The sequence below is a fragment of the Ferdinandcohnia sp. QZ13 genome (assembly GCF_031324165.1).
Lineage (GTDB): Bacteria > Bacillota > Bacilli > Bacillales > Bacillaceae_L > Ferdinandcohnia.
Genome location: NZ_JAVIVW010000015.1, coordinates 1,913,109 through 1,934,477 on the forward strand (window position 1 = coordinate 1,913,109; position 21,369 = coordinate 1,934,477).

General features: G+C 38.1%; 20 protein-coding genes. 13 read left to right on the top strand and 7 right to left on the bottom strand.

Annotated elements, in window-relative coordinates; translation table 11 throughout:
* Positions 1-53: 53 nt before the first annotated feature.
* Positions 54-1,163, bottom strand: coding sequence for a 2-keto-3-deoxygluconate permease (locus tag RGU12_RS23260; RefSeq protein WP_309538181.1), 1,110 nt, complete (start codon positions 1,161-1,163; stop codon positions 54-56).
* On the bottom strand, positions 1,141-2,310 hold the full coding sequence (locus RGU12_RS23265; RefSeq protein ID WP_309538319.1) for a glycerate kinase: 1,170 nt from the start codon (positions 2,308-2,310) through the stop codon (positions 1,141-1,143). Before RGU12_RS23265 ends, RGU12_RS23260 begins: the two co-directional genes overlap by 23 nt.
* 144 nt (positions 2,311-2,454) lie before the next feature.
* Here RGU12_RS23265 and RGU12_RS23270 point away from each other — a divergent pair, with 144 nt between their 5' ends.
* Entirely contained in the window at positions 2,455-3,561 is a 1,107-nt protein-coding gene (locus RGU12_RS23270; protein ID WP_309538182.1) for a CdaR family transcriptional regulator, read from the top strand.
* Between the two features lie 60 nt (positions 3,562-3,621).
* On the opposite strand, the gene RGU12_RS23275 is transcribed toward RGU12_RS23270, so the two are convergent.
* Both RGU12_RS23275 and RGU12_RS23280 read right to left on the bottom strand, forming a co-directional pair.
* The gene (locus RGU12_RS23275) at positions 3,622-4,119 is read right to left on the bottom strand and encodes an LURP-one-related/scramblase family protein (protein ID WP_309538183.1); all 498 of its coding nucleotides are present in this window, start codon (positions 4,117-4,119) and stop codon (positions 3,622-3,624) included.
* A gap of 184 nt (positions 4,120-4,303) precedes the next feature.
* Positions 4,304-5,107, bottom strand: coding sequence for a fumarylacetoacetate hydrolase family protein (locus RGU12_RS23280; RefSeq protein WP_309538184.1), 804 nt, complete (start codon positions 5,105-5,107; stop codon positions 4,304-4,306).
* Positions 5,108-5,373: 266 nt separating this feature from the next.
* On the opposite strand from RGU12_RS23280, the gene RGU12_RS23285 reads away from it, so the two are divergent.
* The 3 genes from RGU12_RS23285 (at position 5,374) to RGU12_RS23295 (ending at position 8,411) form a co-directional block, all read left to right on the top strand.
* On the top strand, positions 5,374-6,087 hold the full coding sequence (locus RGU12_RS23285; protein WP_309538185.1) for an AzlC family ABC transporter permease: 714 nt from the start codon (positions 5,374-5,376) through the stop codon (positions 6,085-6,087).
* The gene (locus RGU12_RS23290) at positions 6,080-6,385 is read left to right on the top strand and encodes an AzlD domain-containing protein (RefSeq protein WP_309538186.1); all 306 of its coding nucleotides are present in this window, start codon (positions 6,080-6,082) and stop codon (positions 6,383-6,385) included. Before RGU12_RS23285 ends, RGU12_RS23290 begins: the two co-directional genes overlap by 8 nt.
* 250 nt (positions 6,386-6,635) lie before the next feature.
* Complete coding sequence (locus tag RGU12_RS23295; RefSeq protein WP_309538187.1) at positions 6,636-8,411, top strand: PhoX family protein; 1,776 nt, start codon at positions 6,636-6,638, stop codon at positions 8,409-8,411.
* Positions 8,412-8,502: 91 nt separating this feature from the next.
* On the opposite strand, the gene RGU12_RS23300 is transcribed toward RGU12_RS23295, so the two are convergent.
* Positions 8,503-9,228 carry an RluA family pseudouridine synthase gene (locus tag RGU12_RS23300; protein ID WP_309538188.1) on the bottom strand — a complete coding sequence of 242 codons (726 nt, stop codon included), beginning with the start codon at positions 9,226-9,228 and terminating at the stop codon, positions 8,503-8,505.
* 259 nt (positions 9,229-9,487) lie between these two features.
* Here RGU12_RS23300 and RGU12_RS23305 point away from each other — a divergent pair, with 259 nt between their 5' ends.
* Positions 9,488-10,669: a NupC/NupG family nucleoside CNT transporter gene (locus RGU12_RS23305; RefSeq protein WP_116353834.1), complete on the top strand. Its 1,182-nt coding sequence runs from the start codon at positions 9,488-9,490 to the stop codon at positions 10,667-10,669.
* A gap of 62 nt (positions 10,670-10,731) precedes the next feature.
* Here RGU12_RS23305 and RGU12_RS23310 read toward each other — a convergent pair whose 3' ends face one another.
* Entirely contained in the window at positions 10,732-11,580 is an 849-nt protein-coding gene (locus RGU12_RS23310; RefSeq protein ID WP_309538189.1) for an MBL fold metallo-hydrolase, read from the bottom strand.
* Positions 11,581-11,887: 307 nt separating this feature from the next.
* Here RGU12_RS23310 and RGU12_RS23315 point away from each other — a divergent pair, with 307 nt between their 5' ends.
* From RGU12_RS23315 to RGU12_RS23335, 5 genes are all read left to right on the top strand, one after another.
* Positions 11,888-13,018: an ABC transporter ATP-binding protein gene (locus RGU12_RS23315; protein WP_309538190.1), complete on the top strand. Its 1,131-nt coding sequence runs from the start codon at positions 11,888-11,890 to the stop codon at positions 13,016-13,018.
* Entirely contained in the window at positions 12,993-13,883 is an 891-nt protein-coding gene (locus RGU12_RS23320) for a carbohydrate ABC transporter permease (RefSeq protein ID WP_309538191.1), read from the top strand. Before RGU12_RS23315 ends, RGU12_RS23320 begins: the two co-directional genes overlap by 26 nt.
* An 18-nt stretch (positions 13,884-13,901) precedes the next feature.
* Positions 13,902-14,729, top strand: a complete 828-nt coding sequence (locus RGU12_RS23325; protein ID WP_309538192.1) for a carbohydrate ABC transporter permease — start codon at positions 13,902-13,904, stop codon at positions 14,727-14,729.
* Between the two features lie 112 nt (positions 14,730-14,841).
* Entirely contained in the window at positions 14,842-16,176 is a 1,335-nt protein-coding gene (locus tag RGU12_RS23330) for an ABC transporter substrate-binding protein (protein ID WP_309538193.1), read from the top strand.
* A gap of 79 nt (positions 16,177-16,255) precedes the next feature.
* The gene (locus RGU12_RS23335; protein WP_309538194.1) at positions 16,256-17,641 is read left to right on the top strand and encodes an MBL fold metallo-hydrolase; all 1,386 of its coding nucleotides are present in this window, start codon (positions 16,256-16,258) and stop codon (positions 17,639-17,641) included.
* A 31-nt stretch (positions 17,642-17,672) separates the two neighbouring features.
* Here the strand turns inward: RGU12_RS23335 and RGU12_RS23340 are convergent, their stop codons facing one another.
* Positions 17,673-18,575 carry a MerR family transcriptional regulator gene (locus RGU12_RS23340; RefSeq protein ID WP_309538195.1) on the bottom strand — a complete coding sequence of 301 codons (903 nt, stop codon included), beginning with the start codon at positions 18,573-18,575 and terminating at the stop codon, positions 17,673-17,675.
* Between the two features lie 258 nt (positions 18,576-18,833).
* On the opposite strand from RGU12_RS23340, the gene RGU12_RS23345 reads away from it, so the two are divergent.
* The 3 genes from RGU12_RS23345 (at position 18,834) to RGU12_RS23355 (ending at position 21,259) form a co-directional block, all read left to right on the top strand.
* A complete protein-coding gene (locus RGU12_RS23345; protein ID WP_309538196.1) occupies positions 18,834-19,901 on the top strand; it encodes an ABC transporter permease in 1,068 nt (355 codons plus the stop codon).
* A gap of 2 nt (positions 19,902-19,903) precedes the next feature.
* On the top strand, positions 19,904-20,644 hold the full coding sequence (locus RGU12_RS23350; protein WP_309538197.1) for an ABC transporter ATP-binding protein: 741 nt from the start codon (positions 19,904-19,906) through the stop codon (positions 20,642-20,644).
* 156 nt (positions 20,645-20,800) lie between these two features.
* A complete protein-coding gene (locus RGU12_RS23355) occupies positions 20,801-21,259 on the top strand; it encodes a staygreen family protein (protein ID WP_309538198.1) in 459 nt (152 codons plus the stop codon).
* The last annotated feature ends 110 nt before the right edge of the window (positions 21,260-21,369 follow it).

The following is a 21,369-nucleotide window of genomic DNA, read 5'->3' on the forward strand; positions in this document are numbered from 1 at the left end:
TCTAATAAATAACCACCCCTAGCCTCTTATCCAGCCAGGGGTGGGGTACTTTTTTACACTGGTAATCCAGGATCTTTTGGCACCTTAGGATTTTCCAGTTTACCGTCAATGCCTTTACTTCGTTGGTATTTATCCACCAGTATTACAGCAATTGGACAAAGAATGGCCGTCGTTAAGGTAGATATTGAAATTTGCATCGTCGCCAAGTTCGCAATATCCTGATAAGCCTGGGCTTCTGCAGCACTCATCATGCCAGAACCTGATGCAACAACTGCAGCAGCTGCAATTGCTGCTGGCGTACCTACTGCATTACCTGCTGTAGACGCCTCAGCTACTGGCGCGATATAACTTTTTTCTCTAAACAGCTTAAACACGAGAATTCCAGTTAATCCAGTTAATACGACCGTCATAATCCCTAAAAGCAACCCAGCCCCAACGACGCTAGGATTGAAGAATGTCATAAAGTTCATTCCAGCACCTAGGGCAAACGCAAAGAATGGAACTGGCAGGATTTCACCAGGAGCTAAAAATTCACGAACCTCAGGGTCGAGGTTCCCAAGAATCATTCCTAATGCAATCGGTAATAAAACAGCGATAAACGCAATAATTGGGAATTTAGAACCTAAAAGACCTAATGACATTAACGTAAAAAACGGACCATCGTTCAAGGATAAGACGGATACAGCACCTACATCCGATCTATTTCCATATTGGCCTGTCAAAGCAGCATACATCCCACCGTTTCCATTTGTCATTGCCGCAATTATTGCCATCGTTGATAACCCGAGAAAGCCATTCATTGGATCAAAAAGATATCCAAACAATACTCCAACAGCAAGTCCAGTTAAATATTTTGACGTTGTCAGCATTACTCCTTTTTTCAATGCAATTCCACCGACTCTAAGATTCATTTGGCTACCTGCACAGAATAGGAATAATGCAATCAATGTTAATGAACCATTTTTAAATAACGCTTCAGAAAAACCACCAATACGTAAAAGCTCATAGTTGCCGTCAGCAGTTGGAGCAACTCCTAAAGCTTTTAAAAAATTCATAACTGCTGGTATGTGCATTTGATCCACTGTATTAAACAATGCCCCTAGCATCAAAGGTACAACCATCAATCCACCAGGTACTTTTTCAATTGCTTGCTTGATCTTCATTTCTTTTTTCCCCCTGTCTATTGAAAAAATAAGTACGGCAAACTTGCTCAGCTGTGTGTTCTAATAACTTTTTCGTTTCCTGCATCGCATCCTCTAAACGTAATGGACGATTAATAATACTAAAGACCCCAATAACCCCAAATTGATATAATGTTTGAATTCCTTTACCAACAGACCCTGCAATTACAATAGTTGGAATGTTCAGTTTCCTAGCTGTTTGCGCCACCCCCATAGGAGTTTTTCCAAACGCCGTTTGGAAATCTACCTGTCCTTCCCCTGTTATCACAAGATCAACATCCTCAAGATGATCGACAAATTTTGAATATTGGATAACAACATCTATCCCTCTTTTCATTGTTGAAGGGAAAAATGCTTGAAAGGCTCCGCCTATTCCTCCGGCAGCTCCAGCACCCGGCATATCATGTAATCGGATACCTGTTACCTGTTCTACCACATTCGCCCAATGGGTAAGATTTTGATCAAGGATCTGAACGATTTCATCTGTTGCACCTTTTTGTGGTCCGAACACATGAGAAGCTCCGTTATCACCAACAAGTGGATTTTCCACATCCGAGGCAATTAAAAAATGACTTTCAGAAATCCGTTTGTCAAAATGATCCATACGTACTTCGTGAATTTGACTTAATGCACCTCCACCAAAGCCAATCTCGTTCCCTGACTTGTCAATAATTTGTATACCAAGAGCCTGTAGCATACCAACGCCACCATCATTTGTGGCCGAACCACCTATCGCTAATACAAATTTTCGGTACCCATCGTCAAGTGCTCTCTTAATTAATTCCCCAGTACCAAAGGTTGTTGCAGTTAATGGATCTCGCTCTGAAGGACTAATTAAATCCAAGCCAGACGCACTGGCCATTTCAATAATGCATGTCTCATTATCACCAAGCACCCCGAAAAATGCCTCGATTGGTTTACCTAAAGGACCGGTTACAGTTACTGCAACTTTATGTCCCGCCGTCGAAGTAATGAGATTTTCCATCGTTCCTTCTCCACCATCTGCCATAGGTATTAACTTTGTTTCTGCATGTGGAAATGCATTTATTATTCCCTTTTCAATGGACAAGGCTGCTTCAATTGCTGTCACACTGCCCTTAAATGAATCGGGTGCAATTAAAATTTTTATTTTGCAACCCTCCCTTGTAAACGTTTACAATTTTCTGTTTATTTATTATAACGTACTTGCTTCAAATCTTCTTTATATGTAAAATACAAATTATTATATAAATTCAAACAATTATTTGTATGCAATAACCAAAAGGAGAATTCAATGATTACGCGGGAAATTGCTGAGATGCTTGTAAAGGAAACTTCCAAAGTTCTTAATTTAAATATTAATATAATGAATGAAGAAGGAGTCATTATTGCAACGGGTGACCCCTCTCGTCTGAATTCAATCCATGAAGGTGCTTTAGAAGTTGTTAAAACCGGACAGCTACTTGAAATTACATCCGAAAATCAAGGGCAACTTCGCGGAACACAACAAGGAATAAATTTACCGATTCATTTTCATGATGGGGTTGTCGGAGTCATTGGCATTACCGGCGAACCAAGGATGATAGGTGATCGCGGCGGTCTTGTAAAAATGATGGCAGAACTATTAATTAAGCAAGCTTATATGGCTTCACAGACGGAGTGGCGCCAAAGAACAAAAGAAAGGATTATCGAAGAACTTTTAAAGGAAGAACCGAACACAAGTAATATTGAACGCTGGCTTAGTCTACTTCAAATGAAGCTAAAGGGCCCTTTCGTCATTAGCTTAATCGAAATAGTTGATTATTCTTTTTCAAGTCACTCTCTTATTAAAAACACGGAAGAAGTGATTGGTAAAGGAAAGGTGTTAGCTGGATTTGTACATGTTAACAAATTGCTGTTGATTTTATCTGAGGTTTCTCATGAGGAAGCAAAAAGGAAGTTAAAAAATCTTCATAAAGAATTTGAAAGAATGAAGGTTTATGCTCGTTTGGCATACTCTTCACATATTGATCATCTTCGAATCATTAACCAAGGTTATTGTGAATGTGAAATTGCCTTAGCCATTAGTAAATCTGAACATAAAGTAATTTCTTATCTAGACATTGAACCTGAGGCACTGGTTCACCAAATTAACCCGAAGCTAGCTGAACCGTTTTGCAAAAGAATACTACAGGGAGAAGGTGATCTTAACAATCACTTAGACACACTCCAAGCATTCTTTGACTCAAATTTTAATATAAAGGAAGCGGCAAAAAAACTTTACATTCATCGCAACACTTTAATTTACCGTCTAAATAAAATCAAAACAGAAAGCGGATATGATCCGCAAAACTTTAAAGATGCCTTTGCATTACAAATGGCCATTTGGCTAAATAAAAGAGCTAGTTCTCCACCGAATTGAGGAGGTGGAGAACTAGCTGTTAAAAGAATCATAGTAATTGTATTAATTAGTATAACGAAGTTAAGTCGTTGCTGCTGAAGAAGCAGCTGCTTGATCAGCTTTCACACAATCAATGGCGACAACGATTGCAATGATGATGGCTTCCATCTCTTCATTTAAGATTTCAACCTTGTAGCTATCACCCCATGTGAACCACTCTTTGCTCACTTTGCCGACAACTTCCCCATGCTGTAAAACCTGAAAATCCATATCCCACCAATTGCCATGTACTTCAATCCCTGCCGCATCAATCGTATAACGTGCTTTAAAGAAGGAAAACTCTTTTTTAATTGTTAACACTTCTCGACCATTCACCTCAACGAAAAACTTAGGTAACCAGCTAAATACCTTTTTCGTAATGAGTGCAACTTCATCTCGTTTTGTATTCAATATGGAGAAGGTCTTGGGTATTTTCAGAAAGCTTCCCTCTACATAATAGACATCCTTCTCCTGCTGATCTTTGACCGTAAACTTGCCGCTTAAACTAAATACCTTTTGCTTTATATACAGTTGTTTCATCCAATCCTCCCCTATCATTTTCGGACGTACCTACTACTTTCTATTATAAAATTATCTTACGATATGAATCAGTACATCTTTATATGTTCTACATGTTTTCCTCGAATACCTTCCTATCGAAAAAAGGGTATGCAACTTTGGTTGCATACCAGACCCTGATTCATTCAACTTTTAAAAAATCACACTATTTTACATAATTACGCAGTTTGCCGATGTGCTCAACTTCAACAGTAACTACGTCTCCTGATTTCATTGGGCAGCTACCTGAAGGTGAACCAGTAGCTATTACATCACCTGGCTCCAGGGTCATCACATTCGAAATCCAACTGATAAGATAAGGAATGGACAAAGACATCTGATTTGTATTGCCTTCTTGTACCACTTTCCCGTTTAACGTTGTAACTATGTTTAAATTGGTTGGATCTACTCCTGTCACAATCCAAGGACCCAATGGTCCAAATGTGTCAAAACCTTTGCCTCGTGTAAATTGTGGATCCTTTTTTGTTAGGTCCCGAGCCGTTACATCATTAAATATGGTATAGCCAAAAACAAAATCCAACGCTTCATCTTCCTTAATATTTTTCCCGCGTTTCCCTATAATGAGTGCCAGTTCGCCCTCCATTTCCACCTGCTTCGTTAAGTGTGTTGGGGGAAGCATGATTTCACCCTCATTTGGAATCAGGGAAGATGTAGGTTTTAGAAATAAAAATGGTTCTTTGAGATTAGCCGTACCCCCGGTCTCCTCTGCATGTTGTGCATATGTCCATCCAAAATTGATCACCTTTTGGGGTGTAACAGGCTCTAGTATTTTCACATCTTTAACTTTAACTTTTACGCCATCAAATTTGAACTTATCGTTTATCATGTCATTAAAATTACCAGATAACTGTAAAATTTCGTCATCTTCTACAATCCCATAATATACTTGGTTATTTTGACTCTGATAACGAACGATCGTCTGCGTTTTTTGCAATAACTTCATTTTCATACTTGTACCACCTAATTTTCTCATTTACTCTACTAATCTAGTCCGTACCTCTCTCTAATAGTAACCAAAATACCTCAAAATGAAAACGTTTACCTAATAAAGTTATTTTCGGTAATTAAATACTATTTTGTACATATTGTTCACAAAAAGTAGAGTTTTACTAAAAGGCATTTCTAGCAAACGTATGCTAGAATCATTTTAATAGAAAAGGTACCAAACCTATCAATTGACATCATATTGTTTGATCATCGTTGGAGGAAAGAAAAATGAAAACAAACATAAAAGAATGGACAAGTGGGTTAAAGAATGGAATTCCCATTGCAATCGGTTATTTTGCGGTTTCGTTTACCTTTGGCATTCTTGCCGAGCAAGCCGGGCTAAATCCGTTTGAAGCCGTCTTGATGTCCGTAACAAATTTAACATCAGCTGGACAGTTTGCTGGTCTTACGTTAATTGCCGGTGCTGCAACAGTTGTCGAAATTGCTATTACACAGTTAATTATCAACTCTAGGTATTTTCTAATGTCGTTTGCGTTATCTCAAAAGATTGACCCAAACACATCCTTTTTCCATCGTTCAATCATGGCATATGGGATTACAGATGAGGTCTTCGGGGTGACTGTTGCGGTTCCTGGAAGGTTAAGTCCTTATTACGCTTATGGCGTGATGAGTGCTGCGGTCCCAGGATGGGCACTGGGTACATTATTTGGAGTTCTTTCTGGCAATTTACTACCACCAAGATTAATTAGTGCCCTAAGTATCGCCCTGTTTGGAATGCTGATTGCTGTTATTATCCCTCCGGCAAAAGGGAATAAAGTCCTTACCGGATTGATTGTCATATCAATGGTACTAAGTCTACTATTCGCTGAGTTGCCGATTCTTGAATCTATCTCATCCGGTGTGAAAATTATCATCTTAACGATTTTAATTGCAGGTATTGCAGCGTTTGCCTTTCCGGTAAAGGAGGATACGTATGAATAATGCTATTTTTTATATTTTGGTAATGGCAGTTGTGACGTACCTCATTAGGGTGCTCCCACTTACCCTTGTCAGAAAAGAAATCAAAAATGTCTATATCCGATCGTTTTTATACTATGTTCCATTTGTGACATTGGCTGTGATGGTTTTTCCGGCCATTTTAGACGCAACAGAATCGACATGGTCTGCGCTAGTTGGCTTTATTGTAGCCATTCTTTTTGCCTACCGGGGGGCAAGCCTAGTAAGTGTGGCGTTATTGGCCTGTTTATCGGTTTTTGTAGTCGAACTATTTTTTTATTAAGTGTGAATTCTATTCAAACCATATTGCACCCATTTCTTATAAGGGAGGATGTGATATGGTTTTTTGCATCGTTCTAATCCTTTTTACCTATACGCAATCTCCCCTTCAGTAATGCATGCTAATTGAACTAGGTCTAAATAACCAAAATATTTTAAATATTATTAATAATAAATGCACATTCCCTTAACATTTGAATCCTATCATTAATTTGTACAAACCTAATATCAAAAATTTTAGGAGGAAATAGTCAATGAATAAGAAAAAGTTAGTCATTCCCGTTTTAAGTGCAGCACTTTTATTCCCGACTGCAGCAAACGTATTTGCACAACCAAACAAACCACTTGAGGTTACAAAGGTTGATTTTATAGGTATGGAGGCACCTAAAACACAAGAGGAAAAATCAACAATGCATACGCATGCTAAAGCCCTCGTTACATTATCAGATGGCTCCCAAAAAACGATGGAATTAGACTATCACTCCTTAGCTAAACCAGGTGAAGTCATTAATGGCAAAATTGTTGGGGGTGCCGTGGATGTTAATGGTAATGCTATTACACGTGCCGATGGAAGCCCAATTTTTTCTACTGCACCAGATATGAATTCCCTGTTAAGTGTAAACGGAAAGAGTGGAAAATTATATTTAATCAACCATTTTGAAAGTATGCCAAAAAATGAAATCGGTGAAATGCCAAAAGCCGTTTACCTAAATACTGTCGTTCAAAATAAGGAAACGGGTGAATTGAAAATTACGGATATTGAACCAATTGATTTTTCTGCTGATGGTGGAGTATGGACACCTTGTGCGGGCGTTCTTTCCCCTTGGAATACTCATTTAGGCAGTGAAGAATACGAACCGGATGCACGTGCACATGAAAAAAAACCAGAAAACTCTAAAGTCACACAATTTGCACGTAACTATTATCAAGATGCAAATGCTGTAGGAAATCCATACCTTTACGGGCACACGACTGAAATTACAGTATCCCCAAATGGTAAGGCAGAAGCTGTAAAACACTACAGCATGGGGCGCTTATCCTTTGAAAATGTAGCCGTTGCTCCAGATAATCGTACGGTTTACTATGGGGATGACGGTGGTTATGTAATGCCATTCATGTATATTGCAGACAAAGCCGGAGATTTATCCGCTGGTACCCTATACGCTGCTAAATTTAATCAAACTAGTGCTGAAAATGGTGGTGCCGGTGAATTTGAATGGATTGAATTGGGACATGCAACAGATGAAGAAGTGAAAGATCTAGCCCAAACTTTAACCTTCAGTGACATTTTTGAAACTACAAACGATCCTGCCTATGCTGAGGCGAATGGATTTTCTCATATCAAAACAACTGTTGGCGAGGAATACTTAAAAGTTAAACCAGGTATGGAAAAAGCGGCAGCTTTCTTGGAGTCTCGTCGTTATGGTGCCATTCTTGGTGCAACATCTGAGTTTAATAAAATGGAAACACTAACGTTTAACAAAGCTGATAACAAGGTTTATATGGCAATGTCCTATGTAGAAGGTGGGATGTTAGAAAACCCGAATGACCCTGTTGATGATATTCGCTTGCCAAAATTAAGCGCTGGTACAATCTATCAAATGAATATTGCAGCTAACCAAAAGGATATGAATGGAAACACCATAAATAGTGATTATGTTGTTACTGATATGCATGGAATGTTGAACGGTGAAGATCTCCCATCTCCAGATGCTGATGGGAATACAGCACATCCAGATAAGATGGCGAATCCGGACAACATTGTATATGATGAAGAATTAAGAACTCTGTTTATTGCAGAAGATAGTGGCATGCATACCAATAACTTTGGCTGGGCTTATAATATTGATACGAAAGAACTTGAAAGGATTATTTCAGCTCCGGATGGCGGTGAAGTAACCGGTCTACAAGCCATAAACGATTTAAATGGGGAAAATTACCTCATGGTCAGTTCCCAAAATCCAGGAAACATTGGATATATTGATCTTCCTAATGTCGGAGAAAAAATAAAACCTGGAAAAAACAAATAATTTATTTCTCATTTGGAAGTCAAAATCCGCCCAAGCACTTGCGAGGGCGGATTTTGATTTTTTAGCTATAAATTAAAAAACTCCAACCAAGTCAATAAAAGGCAGGATTTTTGTTAGATTTGAAGTTTTCACCTCTATTTGCAATGATCGACCATAGATCCCATGGATAACGACTTGGTGGTAACGAAAAAACCCCTATCGGTTCGTTCCTAACAGGATGTTCAAAATAAAGCGAATGGGCCCAAAGCGCAAGTTGCTGGCCTGACCTCTTTAGATGCCCTCCATACTTTTGATCCCCAAAGATTGGATTACCTATAGTTGATAACTGAATTCGGATTTGATGAGGTCTCCCCGTTTGAAGATTTACAGAAAGTAGACTAAATCCTTTTTTCGATTCCATAACCTCATAATCTAGCACTGCTTTTTTAGCGTTTGGATGAGTAGGATGGACAACGAACACCTTATTCTTCCGATGATCCTTATGAAGATAATGTACGAGCTGCCCCCTCTTCTTCTTTAGGGTTCCATGAACAACTGCAAAGTAATTTCGTTCAATCACATGTCTGCGAAACATATCTGATAATCTAGAAGCCGCCTTAGACGTTTTTGCAAACACCATGGCACCTCCAACGGGACGGTCTAAACGATGTATGAGTCCCAAATATACATTACCAGGCTTTTTGTAGCGTATTTTTATATCGTTTCTTAACATCGTTAACAAATCAAGGTCTCCACTACTATCTTCTTGTACAGGAATATTAATTGGCTTTTCTACCAAAAGCAGATGATTATCCTCATACAAAATGGGAATTTTCATAGAATTCTCTTCTCCTTAAGGCATATTTCATCTATCATACCATCTTTTTAAGAAATATTCGTCAATTGCCTACATTCCCTTTTTAATGTTATCCTATGTTTTCAGATATTGTGGTGACCGTAAATCTTGTCCATATTTTTTTATCATTCTAAAGAATGTTGTCTGGGTACTTTTTCTAAAATAAGGGCAAAATATCCATTGCGAGCGGAAACGATACTGGAAGCATATACATCATGTTTAAATCATCAGGAGGTTACATATGCAATATGTTATTTCAATTTTAGGTATTCTTGTTGTCTTATTTTTAGCTTGGCTAGCAAGCTCTAATCGAAAAAAGGTGAAAATTAAACCTATTATCACAATGCTTGTTATTCAAATCATTTTATCGGTGTTCCTATTAAATACAGAATTTGGGTTTATCCTTATCACAGCCATTTCAAATGTTTTTAACAAACTGCTTGAATATGCAGGCGAAGGGATTTCCTTTGTATTTGGCGGCATGGCAAACGAAGGAGAGGCTCCCTTCTTTTTAACTGTATTGTTGCCAATTATATTTATTTCTGTATTAATTGGGATTCTCCAGCATCTGAGAATTCTACCGCTTCTTATGAAGGGAATTGGATGGCTATTAAGTAAAGTGAATGGGATGGGGACCCTTGAATCATATAACGCAGTAGCTTCGTTAATGGTGGGACAATCTGAGGTTTTCATTACATTAAAAAAACAACTTGGCCTTCTTTCAAAACAGCGTTTGTATACTCTTTGTGCTTCAGCGATGTCGACTGTATCCATTTCCATAGTGGGTGCCTATATGACAATGCTTGAACCAAAATATGTTGTCACAGCTTTAGCATTAAATTTATTTGGTGGTTTTATCATAGCTTCTATTATTAATCCGTATGAGGTACAACCAAATGAAGATATGTTAGAGATACAGGAATCTAGAAGGCAATCATTTTTTGAAATGCTCGGGGAATACATCCTTGATGGTTTTAAGGTTGCCATTATCGTCGGGGCCATGTTAATCGGGTTCATTGCTTTAATGGCGGGAATCAATCACGTGTTTGAGCTCATATTTAATATATCCTTTCAGCAAATTTTAGGTTATATTTTTGCTCCGATTGCCCTCATTATGGGAATTCCTTTATCAGAGGCCGTTAATGCCGGGGGAATTATGGCGACTAAACTCGTGACGAATGAATTTGTCGCGATGTTGGATTTATCCGGAGGTAATCATAACTTTAGTTCCCGCACCCTTGGGATTCTTTCTGTGTTCTTGGTATCCTTTGCCAACTTCTCATCCATCGGCATTATTACCGGGGCGGTAAAAAGCTTGAACGAAGAGCAAGGAAATGTCGTCGCAAGTTTCGGGCTGAAGCTATTATATGGTGCCACACTTGTAAGTATCCTATCAGGTATCATCGTTAGTTTAGTTTTATAAAACATAGAACCCACTACTTAAGTAGTGGGTTCCATTTTTAATCTAGCTATTTAAGGGATACATCAATATCCATTAACAAAGTTATCAATGGTTTCCCTTTCGTCTTCTGTCAGTTCCCTTTTTACGTGCTTTTCGTATTCCTCTATTATTTTCGGTTTATCACCACCGAACATATCTGTATATTTCGCAACGGTTCTAAGCTTTGCGACTTCCTGATTATATTCTTTTTTTGAAATTGGCCGTTGATGCGAAGGGATATATGTATCTGCATCAAATGGTTCTAACTCATCTAAAAGCGCAAGAGTTGTCTTGATTGTGTAGTTATCCTTTTCCGAAAAAATATCAGGATATATACAATCACCCAAAAATAGAATTTTTTCTTCTTTGATATACACAATGACCGAGTCGGCTGCGTGATCTCCCCCAACGTGTTGAACTACACAAGTTACCCCACCAAGGTCAATTTCCAATCGTTTTTCTATGGTTATATCCGGTAAGACAATCTTGATATCTCGGTGATCTGTATATTCATTCTTAATAGCCTTCGCACAAAATTCAATTTCAGTTCCTTCTCTAACTCGTTCATCTATAGCCTCGTCCGACCATGAAAGCGGAATGAGTTTCTCCATTTCCTCTTTTGTTTTTGTAGAAGCAATTGAAACTGTATTTGGTAAAGCTGAAAGGCCAAAGATATGATCCCAATGCCAATGAGTAAGAACAACCATATCAGGATGCCCTACCTCATTTTTCAACGTTTCTTTCATAAAATAATGGGCATGGTCTTCCGAGTTACCTGCATCAATCATTAATGTCTTGTTATTTCCAACCACCATCCCTAAAATGGGCCGGTCGGTCTCCGATATTGGCGTGATATACCAAAAACTCTTTCCTATCTTGTTTATTGAGTGCATAACGGGGTGACTCCTTTCTTTTATCACTATCTTTCGTCAAATCGCGCTTAATTACTCTATTTCTCAAAAAGCGAAAAAACCGTATTTACTTATAGTACGGCTATTGTGTGATTTTTTAAAGGTTGTTTTCGCAAACTTGTTGCTAATCGTTGGAAATACTTATTTATTCCACTCAAATTATCTCTGTGTGCCTGGAATATTAAGATAACAAATAATATTTTTACAAATTATTTACAGCAGGTTAAAAGAGTAGCTTTAGAATGGAAATGTTGACTTTGGTATTACATTTTATTGGGGAGGTTGCACCTTGAAACTAGAGTTAAAAGATATATCCATGAAATTTGATGATGTGACCGCAGTTAACAATTTAAATGTCACGATTAATGAAGGTGAACTCGTTTGTCTTCTTGGACCAAGTGGCTGCGGTAAAAGTACAACATTATTCATGTTAGCAGGTTTATATAAGCCATCTTCTGGTGAGCTATATTTCGGTGATAGATTAGTGAATAACGTTGAACCTGAAAACCGTGGGATTGGCATGGTCTTCCAAAATTATGCACTCTATCCACATATGACAGTCCTTAAAAATATCATGTTTCCTTTAAAAATGACAAAAATACCAAAAAAGGAAGCGGAAGAAAGAGCCATTGAGATGGCACAGCTTGTACAAATCGATCATCTACTCGACCGTAAACCAAAACAGCTTTCCGGTGGACAGCAACAACGTGTTGCAATAGCACGTGCTCTTGTTAAAAAGCCATCATTATTACTTTTAGATGAGCCCCTCTCAAATCTAGACGCACGCTTACGTTTAGAAATGCGCGAAGAAATTCGTCGGATTCAGCAGGAGGTCGGTATAACAACGATATTCGTTACCCATGACCAGGAAGAGGCCATGAGCATTTCCGACCGAATCTTATTAATGAAGGACGGGAAATATCAGCAATATAGTCCACCACAAGAAATGTATGATCATCCGGTCAATGCCTTTGTTGGAAAATTTATGGGGAGCCCCCCTATTAACATGATTCCAGTTTCATATAATCAGGAACAATCCGTTTTTACTGTTGATCAATCGGATGAGTCTTTTGCACTTGACCTGCCTTTGAATACAGAACTTTCTACTTCTAGCAAAATGGTCTTAGGTGTGCGTGCCGAAGATTGGATAATTGCTTCCCATAACGCCACTTTTTCTCTAAAAGCAAAAGTAGAAATGGTTGAGCGGATTGGACGGGATACATTATTAAGTGCAACTATAGGTGAACACTCTATCCGTGCCCTAGTTAGTCCGGAGTTTGAGGTTCAGGCTGGTGATTATGTGGACCTATCCGTTCGAAATAACCGATTCCACTTATTTGATGCTCAATCTGAAGTGAATTTGAACGTAAATAATGTACAAGGAGGGCTTTTGGTTGAATCAAAAACCAACATTAACTAGTACATTAAAAGCTCTCTTATATTTAGCACCAGCACTCATCATTTTAGGTGTATTCAATTTTTATCCGATCATTAAATCCTTTTTAATGAGCTTTTACACAGACTATGACTACTTTAATGACATTGTAAAAGAATACGGGTTTGCTAATTTTACCTATATTTTTCAGGATGAGGAATTTTGGACAGCTATTAAAAACACCTTTATTTTCGTCCTTGGTGTAGTTCCTCTTTCCATCTTAATTTCACTTGGAATTGCCATTCTACTAAACTCAAATATTAAATTGAAGGGCTTATTTCGGTCTATCTACTTTATTCCTTTTGTTACCTCTGTGGTAGCTGTCTCTATCGTATGGCGCTGGATTTACCATACAGAGTATGGGCTAATGAACTATTTTCTTAGCTTCTTCGGTATCGAACCGATTAAATGGTTAACCGATCCGCAATGGGCGATGCCAGCCCTGATCATCATGAGTATTTGGAAAGGATTAGGCTATAACATCATTATTTTCCTAGCAGGCCTGCAGAATATAGACAAGCAGTACTATTTAGCCGCTCAAATTGATGGTGCCAAACCTTTTAAACGATTTTTGCATATTACTGTACCACTTTTATCCCCCACAACATTCTTTGTTTCGATTGTGGCGGTTATCAATAACTTTAAAGTGTTCGATGAAATCTTTGCTTTGTTTGATGGTAAGCCGGGTCCAGCCTATAGTGCGCAAACGCTCGTTTACTATATTTATGAAAAATTTTATAACGAGTGGGAATTTGGTATTGCCTCTGCAGCTGCCTATGTTTTGTTTATCATTATATTCATCTTTACCCTTATCCAATTGTACATTGGAAAACGCAGGGTGACTTACTGACCGGAGGGGGAAAGAAAAATGCAAAGAAAAGCAGCACTTTCTAAAGGTTTTATCTATCTCATATTGATTCTTGGAAGCTTATTGATGCTATTACCATTTATTTGGATGCTTAGTACATCCTTAAAGTCTTCCGGTGAAGTAACCACTCTGCCTCCTATTTGGATTCCAGAGGATTTCAAGTGGGAAAACTATGCAAAGGCCTTTGATATGGCTCCTTTTATTAGATATGCCATCAATAGTGTCATTGTAACGGTGCTCTCAACAATTGGAGAGTTACTAACGACGATTCTTGCAGCCTATGCATTTTCACGAGTGAATTTTTATGGGCGTGATGTGATATTTGCTATATTGCTAGGGACGATGATGGTTCCAGGGGAAGTTCTGTTAATTCCAAACTATGTAACTCTATCGAATATCGGTTGGATTGACCAATATGAAGCTTTAATTGTCCCATGGCTTGCAAGTATCTTCTCTATCTTTTTATTGCGTCAATTCTTTTTGGGAATACCGAAAGAATTGTCGTATGCAGCAAAAATTGATGGCTGCCGTGATTTTCGATTTCTGTGGACAATTATGGTGCCATTGGCAAAGCCAGCTCTCATTACCATTGTATTATTAAAAGCTATTGGAAGCTGGAATGCATTCTTGTGGCCTTTAATTGTGACCCAATCGAAAGAAATGCGGACTCTTCCTGTTGGGCTTACCTCCTTTAGTACAGAAGCAGGTACGATTTACGAATTATTAATGGCTGCATCAACCATGATCATTCTACCTATGATCATCCTTTACCTCATTCTGCAGAAGTACATTATTGAAGGTGTTGCGAAAGCTGGTATTAAAGGCTAAACTGCTCTCATCCTTTAAGGAGGTGATACTCACGAATCTAGTCATCTATCATGGGCTCTACAGAATTTCATACTAAAAATACAATTTTGTTGATTTATAGGAGGAAACGACTTTGAAAAAAATCTTACTAACATTGCTTTTTTCAATTTTAGCGGTGACATTAATGGCATGTAATGGTGGAGAAAAAACAAACACAGATAGCAAAGAAGCTGAAAATAAAAATGCAACAGATGGTCTTGTAACTTCATTAGATGAGCCAGTTGAAATTGAATTCTGGCATGCTATGAGTGGTGGACACGAAAAAGCATTAGAAAAAATCACAAATGATTTTAATGAGTCTCAAGAAATGATTACTGTTAAACTAGTCAATCAAGGTAGCTATGGTGACTTGTCTACTAAAAATATGGCTGCAGCGAAAGCGAAGAATCTTCCTGTATTAACTCAAGCTTATGAAGACTGGATTACTGAGTATCTTGAAAATGATCTAGTAGCAGACCTAACTCCATATGTAACCCATCCTGAAGTTGGTTTTAGTGATGATGAATTAAATGATATTGTTGAAGTTTTCCGTGAAATGAATGTTTGGGATGGCAAATATTACGGAATGCCTTTTAACAAAAGTACTCGTATTATGTTCTACAATGTGGATTACTTAGAAGATGCTGGTGTTGAACCTCCAACTACTTGGGACGAGCTTTATTCAGTAGCTGAAAAATTAACAGGCGAAAAAGATGGAAAGAATGTAATCGGGCTTGGCTTAGAAAACTCTGTAACTCTAGAGTTTAATCAGTGGGTTCATCAAGCTGGTGGTGTCTATTTCGATGAGGATTCAGAGAAATTTATGATGAATTCCCCTGAAGGAAAAGAAGCATTGGAATTTGTTTACGGAATGATTGAAGATGGTATTGCACGTACAGCTGGTGAAGATGGATATATGTCTGAACCATTTGCACGTGGAGATGTAGGACTTTATATTGGATCTTCTGCTGGTATTCCTTATGTAGCTGCCCCTGCTGAGGAAAACGGAATAAACTGGGCGGCAACCGTATTACCCGAAGGTAAAAAAGCAGCTACTCCATTTGCAGGAACAAACGTATCTGTTTTCGCATCTGCAACCGATGAAGAAAAATTTGCTGCTTGGGAATACATTAAATTCTTAATTAACACTGAAAATACAACTTATTGGGCAATGCAATCTGGTTACCTACCTATTCGTTATTCTGCTTTAGAAAGCGAAGAATGGAAAGCGTACATTGCTGAAAATCCCGAATATGGTGTAGGTGAACAACAATTTGATGCAGGTTTCTATGATCCTCGTATTAAAGGAGCTTATGCTTTAAAAAATGCCGTTGCAAAAGAGCTTGACCGAGTACTACTTGGTGAAATTTCTGTTGAAGAAGGCTTAACAAATGCAGAAAATGCTGCCAAAAGAGAGCTTGGTCAGTAATAGATAATCTAGTAGTTTAACGTGAAGGAGCCTGGGAAAACAGGTTCCTTCAATTTTATTAAATGAAGGTGGAAAAAGCATGAATCATACGACACTTACTTTTCATGGCGGTCTTAGAACAATTGGAGGAACCATCATCTCTTTACAATATGGTGATTCTCGAATCATCTTTGATTTTGGGCTTGTATATAGTCCTCAAAATCATATATTTGATGGACAAATCAAGTTAAGGAAAAGCTCAGTTGTTAGAGATTATTTAAAACTGGGACTTATTCCAAGTATTGATGGTGTATACAGCAAAGAAGACCTTCCCGATCATTCAACTCTCATTTCGGCTGATACCTATCCAGGCAATACGGCTATTCTTATTTCCCACTTACATTTAGACCATATGGGAGCAATGGGAATGATTGACCCTTCTGTACCTGTCTACATGACTGAAGACTCCTTGAGTTTATATCAAACATTGGACGAAATTGGTGAGGGTGTTCAAAGAAATCGTAGTTATCAATCATGTAAATACAATCAGCCTTTTACAGTCGGTGAAATTTCAATTACACCGATTCAAGTTGACCATGATGTTTTAGGCGCTTGTGCCTTTCATATTCAAACACCTGATGGAGCTATCCTTTACACCGGAGATTTGAGAATGCACGGTGCACATCCAGAACGAATTCAATCGTTTATTCAGAAAGCAAACGAAATCGGATTTGATGCTGTCATTATGGAAGGAACCACTTTATCCAGTGAAGAAGAATTAGCTGAAGAAACGCTAGTCTCTAACAAGGCACTTCCCGAAGATTTGGTTACAGAAACAATGATTCCATCCAAAATGGCTGAGGTATTAAAAGCAACCAATGGTATAGGTATTTTTAATATCTACCATCGAAATATTGATCGCATACGCGGGATCTTACAAGCTGGAGTTGAATCTGGTCGAAAAGTTGTATTAGAAGCTGAGACTGCCCAAATCGCATTAAACCATTTAGGAGCACAAAATTTCCTCGTGTTTCAATCCGAAGAAATAAGACAAGCTCCTGTTCCAAAATGGCAAACTCGATTATTTAATAAGGTTTCTACAATTTCATATAAACAAATCAACCAACATCCTGACCAGTATTTTGTCCAAAATTCCTATGACCGCTCTTTGGAGCTTTTTGATTTGAATGTAGAGAATGGCATTTATCTTCACTCAAATGGAGTACCATTAGGTTCATTTGATCCTGCATTTCAAAACCTGGAACGAGTATTGCAGCTCATTGGACTTGAACGAGTATTGATTGGAACTGGCGGACATGCGATTCCGCAGCATTTAAAATACATTGTCGATGAACTGGATCCAGCAACACTTATCCCGCTTCACAGCTTTTATCCAGAAAGATTGAAGCCGAAAAATGGAGTGCAGCTATTACCGCAATATGGCAAGACCTACCTTTTAAGTGAAGGAAAAATAACGGAGCAATAAAATGAAGCCGCCATTGCGCGGCTTCTATGTTCTATTTTAAAATATCTGAAATGGCATTCGTCACAATAATTGCCCGTGGTTTATAATCAGCAAGATACGTGACTGCCCCTTGACCACCAAGGTAGAAGGCTATATCCTTTTGCTTCTCAGCAAATTGCTCCAATCTTTCTAGAAGATGAGGATCAGTTTCAAAAGGTATTGTGGTTGTAGCGGACAACAAAACCACATCCGGCTTTAATTTGCTTACCAATGATTCTATTGCTCCTGGAGCTGGAGATGCCCCGATTAATTGGGTTTTCCACCCTTTCATCATGAACTGCAATAAGGTCAGGTGCAGGGGTACTTCATGATGTTCATAAGGCAGACATGCTCCAAGAACGAATGGTGCATCTTCCCTATATTGATAATTTCGTCTAATCTGAACTAAGAAGTCTCTTACAACTAGACTTGATACAGATTCCTGATATTCATCCCACTCATGGTTCTCCCACTTTTTCCCTACCTCTTTTAAAAAAGGAACCACGATATTTGTTAAAAAGCGCTCTAACCCTACATGATGGTATGCTTGTTTTAAAATATACGTTAATTCTATTTCATCACAGTGCCTACCTTTTTCTAGAAGCTGGAGGACATACTCATTCCACTGCTCGTAATTGGGTAATTTTTCCTTTTTCATTGGTACTTCAGGTTCTTCAGAAAACTCTTTTACAAGAAGAGCCGCTTGTTTTAGCGAGTGACCTTGTTCCGAAAGCAATTTGATTTTTAAAAGCATTTTTACATCCTGTTGACTATATATTCTATAACCATTCTCTAAACGCTTCGGTTGAATAATTCCATAACGTTCTTCCCATTTCCTAATCACTTGTTTCGATAATCCGGTCATATCTGCCACTTGTTGAATGGTAAATAACCCTTTTTCATCTGATTGAATCATTCCGTTCATCCCCTTAATACCTTGTTGAGTCCTGTAGATATGTTAAGTATAACCAATGCTTTCAGCTTGTACAATGTTGTCCAGATAACATTGTACAAACATTTAAGTTGAAGGATCTCCTTCTTGATGATCAAACACCACAACTGATGTATAATGTTTATATAATATAATTATACAAACATTTGACAAAGAGAGTTGTTTTAGTTAATAATGAAATAAAATATAAATCTTATATGTTTTTAGAAAGGGAGTGAAATGGTGTTCTTAGCATGGCAGGAGATTAAAAAAAATAAACTTCGCTTCACCTTAATTACAGGAATTTTAATGCTTGTTTCTTATCTTGTATTTTTTCTCTCTGGACTTGCAACTGGCCTCGCTAGTCTAAATAGGGAAGCTGTTGATAAATGGAATGCAACCGCTATTATCCTAACCGAGGAATCAGATAAAAGCTTATACCAATCATTCATGTCCACCGATCAACTTAAAGACATTAAAGCGAAAAAAACGGCTGTAATTGGTCAGCTAAACGCGATTGCCAATAACGGGGAAAACAAGCAAAATATATCTCTCTTTGGTATTAAAAAAGAAGAATTTCTGATGCCAGATGTGACAGAAGGAAAACCTTTTGAAAGGACCAATGAGGTTATTGCCGACGATTTTCTTAAAGAAATGGGATTCAATTTAGGTGATCAATTATCCCTATCCTCCAGTGACCAACTGTTAACCATCGTTGGGTTTACAGATCAAGCTCGATTTAATGCTGCACCTGTTCTATATTCCGATCTTGAAACCTTCCACCAAATTAAATTTGGTGAAGGAGCTGATCAGAAAGTAAACCAAATTAACGGGATTGTTGTTCAGGATGAGTCTATTACAAATCTCACCCAAAATACTGACCTGGAGACCATTGAAATTCAATCATTCATTGAAAATTTACCTGGTTATACGGAACAGAAACTCACCTTAAATTTCATGATTTACTTTCTCTTCGGGATTTCATCCATCATCGTAGCCATTTTCTTGTATGTGTTAACCGTGCAGAAGATCAGTATGTTCGGGGTCATGAAAGCTCAAGGTATTTCCAGTTCTTATTTATCGTGGTCTGTTATAGCACAAACCTTTATTTTAGCGTTTATCGGGACATTGCTCGGATTTGTCTTAACACTCCTTTCAGGAGCCTTTTTACCAGCAGCTGTTCCTGTTTCATTTGATCTCGCCTTAATGATATTTTATGGGCTAATCCTAATAATTGTTGCAACTGCCGGTGCCGTTTTCTCAGTCTTGACGATTGTTCGAATTGATCCGCTGAAAGCGATAGGAGGATAAACATGGCCGTATTAAAGTTACATCAAGTAAAGAAAAGTTTTGGTAGTGGTCATAAGATGGTAGAAGCCTTAAAGGAAACGGATTTTCATGCTAACCGAGGTGAATTGATTGCTATCATTGGACCATCAGGATCTGGAAAAAGTACCTTTCTTACTATTGTTGGAGGATTATTATCACCTACTTCAGGTGATGTCATCATCAATGGGCAAAACCTAACCGCTTTGAACGAAAAAGCACGCTCACAAATTCGACTTAAGGAAATCGGGTTTGTTTTACAAGCGTCCAACTTAGTTCCCTTTCTCACCGTAGCCAATCAATTGAAACTGTTGGACAAAGTGAAAAAAGGAAATATGACAAAACAGGAGCGAAACCAACTATACGAAGACTTAGGTATTGCTGACTTACTCTTGAAATATCCCTCCGACTTATCCGGTGGAGAGCGTCAGCGTGTAGCTATCGCGAAGGCTTTGTATAGCAATCCTTCAATCATTTTGGCTGATGAACCTACAGCCTCCCTCGACTCTGACCGAGCCTATGAAGTTATGGGTCTATTAAAAGAGGTAACAAAGCAGAAAAATACAACGACTATTGTGGTAACCCACGATATTCGGCTCGTAAGTTATTGTGACAAAGTTTATAAAATGACGGATGGTGTCCTTTCCACTGCAATCGAGAGACATGTGAAAAAGCCGCAAGTTTCATTCGAAGAGAGAATGGATCCTGTACTTCAATCAGAGGGGTGATAAAAAGGAAACTTTCCTTTCATAACCATCTTTGTTTCGGAACTAAAAAGTAGCTCTCCCCTATGCGTAGAGCTACTTTTTGTTTATAATGACAAAAAACTTAAATCTTTTTAGGATTAAGACATATATCTATTAAAAAAGATGGGAGTTGATTACTTGAGTACTTTTTATCCTGAAAAATTATCTGTTGAATATATGGATGGCTTGACCTCTTCACATCCTGTTATACCAAGACGTTACACACTAACACACTCTGATTTAACAGGAGACCTATTTTTAACCATTGGATTTGATTATGCCTGGAATAAAATCAATTCAATGAGAGATGAGGTCTTAGGCGAATGGAGGCTAAGTGGAAGTTCCTTTTATTATTGTGTTTATTTATATATAGATCAAGGACAATTTAACCAGAAAGTAGCAGCAAAACGAAATGAAATATTTAGACGTGAATTACCACTTGCATTAACAGCAATTCGCTATGGCGATCGAGTATTTTTCAACACATTTCCCCATTTAGACCAAGTTCCCATCATTATCACCTTTATGTCCACGTATCCACAGTTTGCAAAACAGGAAAATTGGGGTACCTTCCAGAATTTTAACAGCAATATTTAATCCAAAACGGTCCATTCCCATACGGCAGACCCTTAAGTCCGAGTGTCATTTTGGCATGTAAAAAAGAAGCTTGGGTATATTAACCTTATACTTTTTTATACTTGGGGTGA

Bases quoted from the DNA above. Each gene is read 5' to 3' on its own strand.
- RGU12_RS23260 (WP_309538181.1), bottom strand. From the start codon at position 1,163: ATGAAGATCAAGCAAGCAATTGAAAAAGTACCTGGTGGATTGATGGTT.
- RGU12_RS23270 (WP_309538182.1), top strand. From the start codon at position 2,455: ATGATTACGCGGGAAATTGCTGAGATGCTTGTAAAGGAAACTTCCAAA.
- RGU12_RS23275 (WP_309538183.1), bottom strand. From the start codon at position 4,119: ATGAAACAACTGTATATAAAGCAAAAGGTATTTAGTTTAAGCGGCAAG.
- RGU12_RS23280 (WP_309538184.1), bottom strand. From the start codon at position 5,107: ATGAAAATGAAGTTATTGCAAAAAACGCAGACGATCGTTCGTTATCAG.
- RGU12_RS23285 (WP_309538185.1), top strand. From the start codon at position 5,374: ATGAAAACAAACATAAAAGAATGGACAAGTGGGTTAAAGAATGGAATT.
- RGU12_RS23290 (WP_309538186.1), top strand. From the start codon at position 6,080: ATGAATAATGCTATTTTTTATATTTTGGTAATGGCAGTTGTGACGTAC.
- RGU12_RS23295 (WP_309538187.1), top strand. From the start codon at position 6,636: ATGAATAAGAAAAAGTTAGTCATTCCCGTTTTAAGTGCAGCACTTTTA.
- RGU12_RS23300 (WP_309538188.1), bottom strand. From the start codon at position 9,228: ATGAAAATTCCCATTTTGTATGAGGATAATCATCTGCTTTTGGTAGAA.
- RGU12_RS23305 (WP_116353834.1), top strand. From the start codon at position 9,488: ATGCAATATGTTATTTCAATTTTAGGTATTCTTGTTGTCTTATTTTTA.
- RGU12_RS23310 (WP_309538189.1), bottom strand. From the start codon at position 11,580: ATGCACTCAATAAACAAGATAGGAAAGAGTTTTTGGTATATCACGCCA.
- RGU12_RS23325 (WP_309538192.1), top strand. From the start codon at position 13,902: ATGCAAAGAAAAGCAGCACTTTCTAAAGGTTTTATCTATCTCATATTG.
- RGU12_RS23335 (WP_309538194.1), top strand. From the start codon at position 16,256: ATGAATCATACGACACTTACTTTTCATGGCGGTCTTAGAACAATTGGA.
- RGU12_RS23340 (WP_309538195.1), bottom strand. From the start codon at position 18,575: ATGATTCAATCAGATGAAAAAGGGTTATTTACCATTCAACAAGTGGCA.
- RGU12_RS23350 (WP_309538197.1), top strand. From the start codon at position 19,904: ATGGCCGTATTAAAGTTACATCAAGTAAAGAAAAGTTTTGGTAGTGGT.